Genomic DNA, 12,415 nt, shown 5'->3' on the forward strand with positions numbered 1-12,415 from the left:
CCAAAACCGGCCACGGCGTAAGCCGAAACCTCCTTCTTCGCCCTCTGCCAACACGACCGGCAAAGAATCCTATCGCCAAAAAAGCAAAACCCGCCGAAAAAATCGACGGGTTTGTCAGCAGTCTGACTCCGCCTCTCCGGCGGAGTTTTTTTATCGAGCGTCGCGCGTCCAACAGGGCGCCTTATTGCTGGTGCGACCGCTTGACGCGCCAGGCTGCGCCGCAAGCCTCAAGCAATGCCGGGAGAGAAGACTTTCCATCGGACGCAGGCTCAGGAAGAGCCGGCGGCGACCGGAGCGGACGTGCCCCGCCGTTTCTGTTGCGCAAGCATTTCACCATCGGCCGCGGCTGGCCGCCGTGAATGATCGACAAGGATTTTTCAAATGGTTTCCGCACTTGATAATACCAGGATGGTTTCGGCCCAATATGCCCTGAAGAACCTTCGCAGCTCCGACGACGGCTCGCAGGATGCGCAAAGTTCGTCGGCGGCCAGCATCCTGAGCAGCTACGGGCTCGATTCGAGCTCGGCCTCGCTTCTTTCCAACCAGGCCCTGTCGGGGCTGCTCGACACGCTGTCGGCCAAGGGCGATACGTCTGGTGAGGCCAATGCGACCGGCGACAGCGCCGACGTGACCAGCGCCTCCTTCATGTCGATGCTGAAGAAGCAGTTGCAGGATGCCGCTGCAGCCGAAGGCGAGAGTGGCAAGGCTCACGACATGCTGGCAGCGTTGGAGGCCGGCACGCTCACCATTTCCGATCCGACGCAGGGCGTATCGATCGCCGCCTGGGACGTCGACAATCCCGATGAAGCCCATACGGACAGCAAGACCGGCAAGGCGATCGACGTCAGTGGCTGGAGCGACTTCCTCGACGCACATCTGGAGCGCGGCGCCGACGGCACCTTCGTCAAGAAGAATGGCAGCTATGTCGACCAGACGAACGACAGCAACGCCTATTTCGGTCTGATCGGCTCGAACTACTATTATCTGAGCTGGCCGCAGGCGGCGGCTGCATAAACTGCATGACGCAAAAGGGGCGCGCCTCGGGCGGCCTTCGTCATTTGACCGAGACTTCTGCCGGCGCCTTTGTCGCCGGCAGGCGGTAGTCGTCGACGCGACCGGATGGGGCGGGCGTCATTTCACCCTGCTCGACCAGAAGGTCGCGCGGCGATTTTGCCAGCGTCACAGGCGGCGGCCTCGCGCCGAGAAGCTCGGCGCCGCCGTCGAGATTGGGGTCGGAGAGACTGATCGGCACGGTATGCTCGACCGGATTGGCGGGGAGGCCGAGACCAGGCAGATTGCTGGAGTCGAGGCGAACCAGATCCGGGCTTGCCTGGGTGCCGAGAATGCGCCGGGCCGGTTTTTCGACATAGAAGGCAATTTTGCGCCGGCCGGCCTGGGTCAGGTTGATGCCGTCGGAGGTGCGCAGGCGCACCTGCTGGCCGTTTACATCCGAACCGGTGACGATGAAATTGCCGTTTTCGTCGACGAAAGCATCCCAGATATCGACGAATTCGCCGCCGATGCTTTCGACCTGGTTGCGGTAGAGCTGGTTCATCTGGACGGCATCGGCCGTCATCGAATCGGATTCGAAGGCGGGAAGGCCGACCCAGAGCAGCGGAATCTTGCGGTCGGTGACTTCCTTGCCAAAGGCAAGGACGCGGCGGCGGTATTCGGCGAACCAGCCATCGGTGTGGAACTTCTCCTTGGCGGTGTCGGTCACCATCTGCTGACGGTCGTTGGCGCCGATCATGACGACGACCATGGCCGGCTTCATCTCGTCGATCATCTTCGGCAGTTGTTCCGGCCAGTCGTAATAGTCGTCGCGGACGAGACCCGAGGAGACGTTGCCGCGGGTTTCGACGACGACGCCCGGCGAAGTCTCGAAGGCGGCGGTGAGGCCGTCACCGAGGCCGCTGGCAAGGAAATCGCCGACAATCAGGATCTTGCGCGCATCGGCAAGCTTCTGCACGGCCGGCTCCTCATCCTGCATGGGGGCGCGGGCCGGAGGGGCGGTGCGGGTATTGACGATAGCTTTCTGCGCCGGCGGGCGCTTGTGCTGCTGGCGCCGCGGCTGCTGGACGTCAGGTGGTTGCGGGGAATCATCAAGATAGCGCCGGCCGAGGAAGAAATCGAGGATCGAGCGGCGCTGGTAACGCTGCTCCTGGGCTTCGGCGACATGTACCGGGCCAGCTACGCCGAGGCACAGCGAAGCCGCCGTCAAGGCGAGCATGAGCCAACGGAGTTTACGTGTCCGATCAATTTTCTTCGTCATGGGCAGTTCCGCATCTGCCGGCATCTTGCACTCGGGGTAGCCCAACGTCCACTCCCACTCATATCTAGGTCACGGTTCGGCCGCTTCCATTGCAAGTCGCCTAAAACCGCGCGGCGATTCTGGGCGAGCAGCATGAAACACAGACCCGAAGCGTCTCGCATGATTCAAAGCCGGGGCGGAATGCTAGCGGCGAAGTGCGTTTAGAAGCGGCAGCGAGGGTTCGCCGTCCGGCTGCATGCCGATGCGCTCCTGCACGGCCGAAATCGCTGCTTTCGAACCCGAGCCGAAATTGCCGTCGACCTCGCCATTGTAATAGCCGAGCGTCTTGAGGCGGGTCTGCAGCTCGAATTTCTCGGTGATGTCGAGCGCGCCGTCCGGGCGTGGCCAGCGCTGCTGCAAGCCGCCGTAGCCGGCGATCTGATCGGCCAGCAGGCCGACGGCAAGCGCGTAGCTGTCCGCAGCATTGTAGTTCTTGATGGTGAAGAAGTTGCCAGTCATCAGGAAGCCCGGGCCGCCGGCTCCAGCCGGCATCTTCAGCATGGCTTTTGTCCCGCCGTCGCGGAAGGCCTTGCCGTTCGGGCGTGTCAGGCCGAGTGCTGCCCATTGGGCCAAAGTGTGGGTCTTGCCCACCTGCTTGGCGACGGCTGCGGGAACGACGACCTCATAACCCCAGGTCTTGCCGGCGTCCCAGCCGTTCTTCATCAAGAGATTGGCCGAGGTCGCCAGCGCATCCGGCACCGAATTCCAGATGTCGCGATGGCCGTTGCCGTCGGCATCGACCGCATAGAGCAGGTAGCTCGTCGGAATGAACTGGGTGTGGCCCATCGCGCCGGCCCAAGAGCCGGTCATTTCGCGTGCCGGCACATCGCCGTTCTGCAGGATCTTCAGCGCGGCGACCAGCTGCTTCTTGGCGAATTTGGCGCGGCTCGGATCGGCATAGGCAAGCGTTGCCAGCGCGCGCGGCACGTAGTGCAGCCTGTCGTCCTTATTGAGGATCGCGCCGTAATTCGATTCCATCGACCAGATGGCGAGCAGGATCGTCTTGTCGACGCCGAAACGACGCTCGATCGCATCGAGCGTCTTTGCATGTTTGACGGCCATCTCGCGGCCAATCTTGACCGTATAGGGGTTGACGCGGGAATCGACATAGTCCCAGATCTTCGAGGTGAATTCCGGTTGGTAAGCCGCCTTTTCGAGCACGGTCGGATCGGGCTCGCTCACCCCGGAAAAAGCCTTTTGATAGGTTGCCTTACTGATGCCACTCTGAGCGGCAGTCTGATAGAAATCCGCGATCCATTTCTGGAAGCGGGAATCAGCTTTCGCGTTGTCGGGGACCAGCCCCACCTGGGCTGCGACAACGAGGGCGAGAGCAAGACCACGAAGGGAGTTTTTGTGATTCTGGGTCATCGACAGTCGTATCCCACGTCTTCAGTTTCCGGTGCAGCGGGGCATCATGTCCGCCCAAACCCGAGACTACAGGAACGGAGTCAACAAATTCTTTACCATGGCGATCCGCTGCGGTCACCATTTGCAAAACAGTAGCAATTCTATACTAGTTGAAGCTAAAAAGCTCTATTTCCAAAGCGATATGATCGAAGCAGGAGGCCGGTGTGGCTCAACACAGCAAAGTTCGTAAAGCAGTATTTCCGGTTGCCGGTTTGGGGACGCGATTCCTGCCGGCGACAAAGGCTGTTCCGAAGGAAATGTTGACCGTCGTCGACAAACCAATCATTCAATATGTCGTCGATGAGGCGATCGAGGCCGGGATCGAACATCTGGTCTTCGTCACGGGGCGCAACAAGCACGTCATCGAAGATTATTTCGACATTCATTTCGAGCTGGAGCAGACGCTGCGCGAGCGCGCCAAGAAGGCGGAAATCACCCTTCTCGCCCAGCAATTGCCGAAGGCCGGTACGGTGAGCTTCACTCGCCAGCAGGAGCCGCTCGGCCTCGGCCACGCCGTCTGGTGTGCCCGCGAGATTGTCGGCGACGAGCCCTTCGCACTGCTGCTGCCCGACATGATCATGAAGGGCGACAAGGGCTGCATGAAGGGCATGATCGACCTTTACGGCCAGAGTGGCGGCAATATCATCGCCGTCGAGGAATGTGCGCCCGATCAGGCGCATAAGTACGGCATCGTCGGTGTCGGCGAGGCGATCGGCGAAGGCTTCCGCATCACCGGCATGGTGGAAAAACCTGCCAAGGGTACGGCGCCTTCCAACTTCTTCATCAACGGCCGCTACATTCTGCAGCCGGAGATCTTCAAGATCCTCGAAACCCAGGAGCGCGGCGCCGGCAACGAGATCCAGCTCACCGACGGCATGCTGAAGCTCTTGAAGGAACAGGATTTCGCCGGTTACCACTTCCGCGGCACGACCTATGACTGCGGCGCCAAGGACGGCTTCATCCTGGCAAACGTCGCCTTCGCCCTCGAACGCGCCGATATCCGCCCCACCGTCGAAGACGGCTTCAAGGAACTGCTTGCCGGCCTCAGGTAAGGCTTTCGCTTAGCGATCAGTGATAATGCGCCGCGCCTCCCATCGGAGGCGCGGCGCATTTATTTTATGGATGTCGTTGTCCTAAAACTTCTGCACCCTTTCGGGCGGCAAGCGTCAGCGTTTCAGCTTGAGACCGACGCCGGCACGCCATTGCTGCGAGTCAGGCCCTTCCTTGCGCGCCGTCAGCTCGTAGCCGAGCGTGCTGGTCAAATCGAGATAGCGGTTCATGTTCCAGGTCAGGCCGGTTGCAGCGGTATAGACGAGCTCATCATTGATGGTGCTATCCGAGGGATAGTCGCGCCACGTCACCCCGCCGATCATCGTCCCGACCAGATTGTCGCGCAGCTGCTGGGTGACCGTCGTCGTCAGCGCATGCGAGACGTAGCCGCTCTCGCCGGCCGTCGTCGAAGGCTGGATGCTCGTCTGCAGGTCGAGATTGACATCGGTGCCGCGGATCGGCGACCAGAGCAGGCTCGCATCGAGCGTGGCCGTATCGATCGAGGAGAGCCGGCTGTCCTCGAAGTCCGCCATCTCATAGCCGACGCCGACTTCACCCTTGAGCTTCTCGCCGAGATCGACCTCGACACCCGCCTTGGCTCCGTAGCTATGGCCCGAACGCTCGTAGCCCGCGGAATCACGCGTCTCATCATAGAGCGTGCGGCCAATTGTGGCTTCGATGAAGGGGATGAGCGCGGGAGACAGCTCGTAGCCGACGCGGCCACGTAGCGTGCCCGTCGTCTGGTTGCGATCGCTGAGGGTGACCGTCGTGCCGTTTGCGAGCGTGGCATCCGAATAGACCGAGCGGGTCAAGGCCAGCGCCGTCGTGCTGCGCAGGATGCCGAAATCGCGCTGGATGGAGGCGCCGGCCGAAAATTCCTGAACGTCGGACTGCTGCGTCGCGCCGGCGATGGCGTTAGGATCGTCCGTATCCTCGCGGTAGAAATTGTAACCGCCGGTGAGGTGCGCGACCGTCTCGCTGGAAAGATCCAGCCTGAGGTCGCCGTTGATCTTGAAGGACGGCTGCTCTTCGCCCTCGCCGCTGATATTCCTCTGCCATGCGCCTTCCGAGGTGACGCTCAGCTGGTGCCGGCCCCAGTCGGAAGTCAAGGTGGCGGCGGCATCGGTTTCAAGAAAGGCGCGCTGTTGCCTGGTATTGCCGTCCTTGGTCGTCTCGGTGTTGATGCTCTGGGTAACGCTCGGGCGGAGCACGAAAGTGCCGATCGGAATGCCCGGCGTTTGCGCCGTCGAGGCGCTTTCGGCGGCCTTGCGACGCGGCAGCGCCTCGTCGAGCGACGCTTCGCGGGTGTTCAGCCGGCGTATGTCGTCGTCGAGAATGGAGCCGGTAACGTCACCGTCGGATTGCGCATCCGGTATGGCCTTCTGCTGGGCATCCTCCGTATTCCCAGTGCTTGTGCCTGTTGCAGAGGGGATAGTGGAATCGTCGGTCTCGTCGTCGAAACTGGAGGATGCAGCATTATTCGTCGTGCGATTGCCCTGCGAGGCCGAGGAGCTGCTGCTTGAAGACTGTGAGGAGGCGGACTGCGCGAGCGCCGCCTGGCCGAAAAGCAGGCCGCCGAGCGCGACGACAGACATGGCACGGCTCATGGCGCGGAGCGGCGTCACACTGCTCGTCTGTTTTCGCTGGCCCATATACAATTCGTGCCTGACATGCTCTTCGGTTCTTACCCAAAGGTAAAGCCTTGTGGTTAATCATTCGTTGCCGCAGGCAGGTGCTGTTCATAATTCGGAAATTGTGCAGGGTGGACTCGGAAAGTGAAAAGGTCTAACGCATTTCCATGAACAGAAGAGCGATAAAACTCATCGAAAACAGCGTTCTCGAATCGGCAAAACGCACGATAGAAACCGAGAAACGCGGTCTTGAAGCGCTCGAACGGGCTTTTGACGATGGATTGGCCGGTCCCTTCGCACGGGCCGTCGAAGTCATCGGCGACATCTCCGGACGCGTCATCGTCACCGGTGTCGGCAAGAGCGGCCATATTGGCGCCAAGCTGGCGGCCACCTTCGCCTCAACAGGCACACCTGCCTTTTTCGTGCATGCGGCCGAGGCCAATCACGGCGATCTCGGCATGATCGCGCGCGACGACGTCGTTCTGGCGATTTCCAAAGGCGGCGAGAGCGCGGAGCTCAAAAGCATCATTTCCTTCACGCGGCGCTTCTCAATTCCGCTGATCGCGATTACCTGCAGCGAACGGTCTTCGCTTGCGACCGCCGCCGATATCGTCCTTCTGGTGCCGAACGAGCAGGAGGCCTGCCCCAATGGGCTGGCGCCGACGACTTCGACGCTGATGCAGCTTGCCCTCGGCGACGCGCTGGCGGTGGCGCTCCTGGAGGCTCGTGGCTTTACCGCGACGGACTTCCACGTCTTCCATCCCGGCGGCAAGCTGGGTGCGAGCCTGATGCATGTCGCTGATATTATGCATATCGGCGAGCGGCTGCCGCTCGTTGCCAAGGGCACGCCGATGCCTGAGGCGATCACGGTGCTGTCGCGCAAGCATTTCGGCTGTGTCGGCGTGCTTGACGAGGATGGACGGCTCTGCGGCATCGTCACCGAAGGCGACATGGCGCGCAATCTGACGCGCAATCTTGCCGAGCTCGCCGTCGACGACATCATGACCAGGACACCGAAGACGGTGAAGCCGACGGTGCTGGCAACGGCCGCGCTGGCGTTGCTTAACCAGCACCACATCGGCGCGCTGATCGTCGTCGACGACGACAACCGGCCGCTCGGGCTGGTGCATTTCCATGATCTGCTGCGGATCGGCGTCGCCTGATCAGGCCTGTTTGATCAGATCGGCTCGACCCTCAAGTCGCGGCCGTGACACGAAACCACCTTCACCTGCGTTCCCACGGGAAGATCAGGCCCCATCACCTGCCACAGCGTATCGTCGAGGCGGATGCGGCCGCGGCCCTCGCGGATCGGCTCGTGCAGCGTTGCCGTGCGGCCGACGAGGCTCTCGCCACGCTGATTGAGGAAAGGCTCATCGGTTACGGCATTGCGCAGCGTCAAGCGGCGGCCGGCGAAAGTCGTGGCGACGGCGAGCAGCGCAAAGAGGATCGCCTGCAGCTCCCAGACCCAGAAAGCGCTGTCCCAGAAGAGCAGCGACAGCGCGCCGACGATCAGGGCGGCAAGGCCGATCCAGACCAGGAAGAAGCCGGGAACGATCATTTCCGCGGCGAGCAGCACGAGGCCGGCGACCCACCAGCTCCACGGACCGAGTTCCGCGATGATCTTCGCCAGCATGGCTTATCGCTCCGGATCTGGGTTGAAAGGATTGGGGCTCGGCGGATTGATCGGCGGCGTCGAGCGGACCGGGGCGGGACGTGGACGCGGCGGAGGTGGTGGCGGCGGATTGCCGGCATCGCCGAAGACCTCGCGGGCAATGGCGCCGATGCCGCCGAGCGAGCTCAGGATGGAAGAGGCTTCCATCGGCATCATCACGATCTTGGAATTGGGCGCCGAACCGATGGAGGCGAGTGCCTCGGTGTATTTCTGGGCGACGAAATAGTTGATCGCCTGGATGTCGCCGGCGGCGATCGCTTCGGAGACCATCTTCGTCGCCTTGGCTTCGGCCTCGGCAAGACGTTCGCGGGCTTCGGCGTTGCGGAAGGCGGCTTCGCGTTGGCCTTCGGCCTGCAGGATGGCGGACTGCTTGGCGCCTTCGGCTCTCAAGATCTGCGCGTTGCGCGAGCCTTCGGCTTCCAGCACCTGGGCGCGCTTCTCGCGCTCGGCCTTCATCTGCCGGGCCATCGCGTCGACGAGGTCACGCGGCGGCTGGATGTCCTTGATCTCGACGCGGGTGACCTTGATGCCCCAGGGATGCACGGCCTCGTCGACGACGCGCAGCAGCCGGTCGTTGATGGCATCGCGGTTGGAGAGCAGTTCGTCGAGATCCATCGAGCCCATGACAGAGCGGATATTGGTCATGGTAAGATTGAGGATGGCGTTTTCGAGGTTGGAAACCTGATAGGCGGCCTGGGCGGCGTTCAGCACCTGATAGAAGGAGACTGCATCGGCCGAGACCGAGGCGTTGTCCTTAGTGATCACCTCCTGGGTCGGCACGTTCAGCACCTGCTCCATCACATTCATCTTGGCACCGACACGCTCGATGAAGGGGGTGATCAGGTTCAGGCCGGGTTCCAGCGTGCGGGTATAACGGCCGAAGCGCTCGATCGTATAACGATAGCCCTGCGGCACGGTCTTGATCCCCGCGAAGAGCACCATGATGACGAAGATAACAAGCACGATCACGACGATGTCGAAGCCGCCGAACAGCATGAAGAATTCCTCCTATCGGCGCATACGCGCCCGCCCAATTCATGTGGTGAGTTAGCACGTTATTTGCGAGGAAGAAATGCGGGCGCAACCGTCCGGGCTCCTAGCGAAAAGGAGGCCCCGTTTCGGCAAGATCATTGGGCTGTCGCCGGCTGCTCGCCCGACGCAGTTTTTTGAAGGAAGGCTCTCAGGCCCAGCCCTGCAACTCGCGGCGGACGACCTTTTCCAGCACTTTCATGCCATCCTCGCCGTCGTTGAGGCAGGGAATATGCGCGAACTTTTCGCCGCCGTTTTCATGGAAGGAGTGGGCCGCCTGTTCGGCGATCTCTTCCAGCGTTTCCAGACAGTCCGAGACGAAGCCGGGGTTGATGACGGCGATACGCTTGACGCCGTCCTTTGCCAGTTTCTCCACCGTCTTGTCGGTATAGGGCTGCAGCCACTCCTCCGGCCCAAAGCGGGACTGGAAGGTGACCATGAAATTTTCCTTGGTCAGCCCGAGCCGTTCGCGCAACAGCCGACCGGTCTTCTGGCACTGACAGTAATAGGGGTCGCCCTGTTTGAAATAGGACATCGGAATGCCGTGGAAGGAGGCGAGCAGCATCTCCGGCTTCCAGTCCAGCGTTGAAAGGTGGCTTTCGACGGATCGGGCGAGCGCCTCGATATAGGTCTCGTCGTCATGATAGTCGGGCACGGTGCGCAGCGCCGGCTGCCAGCGCATGGTCAGCAGCTTCTGGAAGGCCTTGTCGTTGACGGTCGCGGTCGTTGCCGCCGCATATTGCGGATAGAGGGGGAAAAGCACGATGCGGTCGCAGCCCGCTTCCTTCAGCACCTCGATGCGCGAGGCGATCGACGGTGTGCCGTAGCGCATCGCCCAGTCGACCTTGACGCTGGGAAGATCCTTCAGGCGCTCGGCCATCAGCTCCGACTGGTTGCGCGTGTAGGTGCGCAGATAACTTTCGTTCTTGTCCTTGTTCCAGATCAGCTCATAGGCCTTTCCGACCTTCTGCGGGCGTCTGTTGAGCACGATGCCGAACAGGATCGGATACCACTTCCAGGGCGACCATTCGATGACGCGGCGATCAGTCAGGAATTCCCTGAGATAACGGCGCATAGACACGTAATCAGTCCCGTCGGGCGTGCCGAGATTGACCAGCAGGACACCGACCTTGCCTGATTTGACGGCCGGATGGTCGGCAGGACGGAGTGAAATATCTGCTGTCATTCTGGCCCCAACGCTCTCTGTCCCATCGGCTCATACGCAGCCTCGGGATTATGGTTCACCCTATAGAAAGAAAAGCCGGCCCGGGAAACCCCGGACCGGCCGATGTCATCGGGACAAATCGTCTTACTTGGCGGGAACCTCGATCTCCTTGCCGATCGTCAGGTGATGCGGGTTCGGCTTGTCGTTGGCATCCGAAAGCTTCCGCCACAGCGTGCCGTCTCCATAGAAGGTGACGGCGAGATCCCAGAAGGTATCGCCGGCAGCAATGACATGGGTGGACGGCGTCGTTGCGGCAGGCGCGGAGGCTGCCGGAGCCGCAGTGGGCGCGGGTGCTGGTGCCGCAGGCTCGGTGGCCGGTGCGGGTGCAGCTGGTGCGGGAGCGGGCGCGGCGGTTGGTGCAGGTGCTGCCGGCGTGGGGGCGGGAGCGGCCGGTTCGGCAGCGGGCGCCGCAGCTGCGGCGATTTCGGTGACGCGGCCGTCGGTATAGGGCTTATAGGGCGAGTGGGCCGCCAGATATTCGGCGGTCACGTCGGCAAGATCCGGACCGTAATCATAGGCATTCTTGCCTTCCTTGAAGATCGAATAGCCGTCGCCGCCGCCGCGCATGAAGTTGTTGGTGGCGACCTTGTAGGTCTTGGCCGGATCGATCGGAGCGAAGTTGTCGCCTTCCTTCACCTGGACATCGCTGACACGGCTGCCGACGGCCTTCGATTGGTCGAAGGAGAATTTCAGGCCGGCGACTTGCGGGAAACGTCCCGCGCCCTGATCGATCTGACTGACGCCATTTTCAAGCGCCTTGACGATATCAGCGCCGGTCGCCTCAAAGGTCGCGAGCGTATTCTGGAAAGGCAGAACGGTGATCACCTCGCCCTGGGTGACGTCGCCGCCGTCAATCGAGGCGCGCAGGCCGCCGCCATTCTGGAAGGCGATGGTGATGCCCTGGTTCTTGGTGCGGTCGAGCATGGCATCGGCCACCAGATTGCCCATCGAGCATTCCTTGACGCGGCAGACCTTGCGGTCGCCCTCGATCGGGCCTTCGGAGGAGCCGATCACCTTCTTGCGCAGTTCCTCGATCGGCTTTGCCAGTTCGGCAACGCGGGCAACGACAGCCGGATCGGGCGTGAAGGTGGAATCGATCAGGATCGGATCGCCCTTGGCGTCCTTGACGACGCCGTTGTCGTCGAAATTGACGACGAGATCGCCGAGATACTTGCTGTAGGAGGCAGCCTGGACAACCGGCACCTTATAGCCGCCGGGATTGTCGACCATCGTCGGGTAAGGACCTTCGGCCTTCGGGTCGGTATTGGAGAGCAGGCTGTGGGAATGGCCGCCGACAACGACATCGACATCCGGGATCTTGGCGATCTGAGCGAGATCGCGGGGATAACCGACATGGGTCAGCGCGATGATCTTGTTGACGCCCTGGCCTTTCAGATCCTGAACGGCGGCGGTGATGCTCTGGACGTCGTCGGCAATCGTAACGTTCGGGCCGGGGGAGGACAGTTCGGGTGTATCGTTGGTGACGGCGCCAACGATGCCGATCTTCTGGCCGCCGACATCGAGAACCAGCGAAGGCTTGATCCGGTCGCCGAGCTTGGAGGCCGCCGCGGCCTTGACGTTCGCCGTCACGACCGGGAATTGCACCTTGTCGAGGAAGGTCGCAAGCCCGTCCTCGCTGTCGTCGAATTCATGGTTGCCGACGGTCATGGCGTCGAACTTCATCAGGTTGAGGAATTCGGCTTCGGCCGCGCCCTTGTAGGTCGTGTAAAAGAGCGAGCCCTGGAAATTATCGCCGGCATTCAGGAGAAGGACGTTCTTGCCCGACAGCGCCTGACGGCGTTGGTCGATCGCGGTCTTCAGACGGGCAGCACCCCCGAAGCATTCCTTCTTGCCCTCCTCCTCGGCCGAGCAGGTCGAGTCGAACTTGTTGATCGATTCGATGCGTGAATGGAAATCGTTGATATGAAGAATATTGAGTTCGTAATCCGCAAAGGCGGCACCCGCGCTCAGCGTCAGCATAGACGCGGTCAAAAGACCGAAGCTGAAAGACTTCGTCATCCCTGTTCTCCTATTGAGGCGAAAATCCCCCTGATCCTCGCCGATCCCTTCCATAATCCGCCGGAGCGATA

Annotated in this window: 11 protein-coding genes; 4 read left to right on the plus strand and 7 right to left on the minus strand. The window is 61.6% G+C overall.

All coding sequences use genetic code 11. The features are described 5' to 3' along the window. Positions 1–359, plus strand: a 359-nt coding sequence (locus EFD55_RS33490) for a hypothetical protein (RefSeq protein WP_208653550.1), incomplete at its 5' end; no start/stop codon positions are given. 22 nt (positions 360–381) lie between these two features. Beyond that, positions 382–1,014 carry a hypothetical protein gene (locus tag EFD55_RS20895; protein WP_125846943.1) on the plus strand — a complete coding sequence of 211 codons (633 nt, stop codon included), beginning with the start codon at positions 382–384 and terminating at the stop codon, positions 1,012–1,014. Between the two features lie 40 nt (positions 1,015–1,054). Here EFD55_RS20895 and EFD55_RS20900 read toward each other — a convergent pair whose 3' ends face one another. Both EFD55_RS20900 and EFD55_RS20905 read right to left on the minus strand, forming a co-directional pair. Beyond that, positions 1,055–2,296, minus strand: coding sequence for an SGNH/GDSL hydrolase family protein (locus EFD55_RS20900; RefSeq protein ID WP_183736776.1), 1,242 nt, complete (start codon positions 2,294–2,296; stop codon positions 1,055–1,057). Positions 2,297–2,455: 159 nt separating this feature from the next. Then, the gene (locus tag EFD55_RS20905) at positions 2,456–3,679 is read right to left on the minus strand and encodes a lytic murein transglycosylase (RefSeq protein ID WP_125846945.1); all 1,224 of its coding nucleotides are present in this window, start codon (positions 3,677–3,679) and stop codon (positions 2,456–2,458) included. Positions 3,680–3,882: 203 nt separating this feature from the next. Between EFD55_RS20905 and galU the strand changes: the two genes are divergently transcribed. After that, complete coding sequence (galU, locus tag EFD55_RS20910) at positions 3,883–4,770, plus strand: UTP--glucose-1-phosphate uridylyltransferase GalU (protein WP_125846946.1); 888 nt, start codon at positions 3,883–3,885, stop codon at positions 4,768–4,770. Between the two features lie 114 nt (positions 4,771–4,884). Here galU and EFD55_RS20915 read toward each other — a convergent pair whose 3' ends face one another. Then, on the minus strand, positions 4,885–6,420 hold the full coding sequence (locus tag EFD55_RS20915; protein ID WP_125846947.1) for an outer membrane beta-barrel protein: 1,536 nt from the start codon (positions 6,418–6,420) through the stop codon (positions 4,885–4,887). Between the two features lie 146 nt (positions 6,421–6,566). On the opposite strand from EFD55_RS20915, the gene EFD55_RS20920 reads away from it, so the two are divergent. Continuing rightward, entirely contained in the window at positions 6,567–7,562 is a 996-nt protein-coding gene (locus EFD55_RS20920) for a KpsF/GutQ family sugar-phosphate isomerase (protein ID WP_125846948.1), read from the plus strand. Positions 7,563–7,576: 14 nt separating this feature from the next. On the opposite strand, the gene EFD55_RS20925 is transcribed toward EFD55_RS20920, so the two are convergent. The 4 genes from EFD55_RS20925 to EFD55_RS20940 form a co-directional block, all read right to left on the minus strand. After that, on the minus strand, positions 7,577–8,032 hold the full coding sequence (locus EFD55_RS20925; RefSeq protein WP_125846949.1) for an NfeD family protein: 456 nt from the start codon (positions 8,030–8,032) through the stop codon (positions 7,577–7,579). A 3-nt stretch (positions 8,033–8,035) separates the two neighbouring features. Next, positions 8,036–9,067, minus strand: a complete 1,032-nt coding sequence (locus tag EFD55_RS20930; RefSeq protein ID WP_125846950.1) for an SPFH domain-containing protein — start codon at positions 9,065–9,067, stop codon at positions 8,036–8,038. Positions 9,068–9,251: 184 nt separating this feature from the next. Beyond that, on the minus strand, positions 9,252–10,286 hold the full coding sequence (gene hemH, locus EFD55_RS20935; RefSeq protein WP_125846951.1) for a ferrochelatase: 1,035 nt from the start codon (positions 10,284–10,286) through the stop codon (positions 9,252–9,254). A gap of 123 nt (positions 10,287–10,409) precedes the next feature. Then, positions 10,410–12,344, minus strand: a complete 1,935-nt coding sequence (locus EFD55_RS20940; RefSeq protein WP_125846952.1) for a bifunctional metallophosphatase/5'-nucleotidase — start codon at positions 12,342–12,344, stop codon at positions 10,410–10,412. Positions 12,345–12,415 lie beyond the last annotated feature (71 nt).

It is taken from the genome of Rhizobium pisi, from assembly GCF_003938655.1.
Taxonomy (GTDB): Bacteria; Pseudomonadota; Alphaproteobacteria; order Rhizobiales; family Rhizobiaceae; genus Rhizobium; species Rhizobium pisi.

Excerpts from the sequence above, each read along its gene's own strand:
- EFD55_RS20895 (WP_125846943.1), top strand. The coding sequence starts at position 382 with ATGGTTTCCGCACTTGATAATACCAGGATGGTTTCGGCCCAATATGCC.
- EFD55_RS20900 (WP_183736776.1), bottom strand. The coding sequence starts at position 2,296 with ATGCCGGCAGATGCGGAACTGCCCATGACGAAGAAAATTGATCGGACA.
- EFD55_RS20905 (WP_125846945.1), bottom strand. The coding sequence starts at position 3,679 with ATGACCCAGAATCACAAAAACTCCCTTCGTGGTCTTGCTCTCGCCCTC.
- EFD55_RS20915 (WP_125846947.1), bottom strand. The coding sequence starts at position 6,420 with ATGGGCCAGCGAAAACAGACGAGCAGTGTGACGCCGCTCCGCGCCATG.
- EFD55_RS20920 (WP_125846948.1), top strand. The coding sequence starts at position 6,567 with ATGAACAGAAGAGCGATAAAACTCATCGAAAACAGCGTTCTCGAATCG.
- EFD55_RS20925 (WP_125846949.1), bottom strand. The coding sequence starts at position 8,032 with ATGCTGGCGAAGATCATCGCGGAACTCGGTCCGTGGAGCTGGTGGGTC.
- EFD55_RS20930 (WP_125846950.1), bottom strand. The coding sequence starts at position 9,067 with ATGCTGTTCGGCGGCTTCGACATCGTCGTGATCGTGCTTGTTATCTTC.
- hemH (WP_125846951.1), bottom strand. The coding sequence starts at position 10,286 with ATGACAGCAGATATTTCACTCCGTCCTGCCGACCATCCGGCCGTCAAA.
- EFD55_RS20940 (WP_125846952.1), bottom strand. The coding sequence starts at position 12,344 with ATGACGAAGTCTTTCAGCTTCGGTCTTTTGACCGCGTCTATGCTGACG.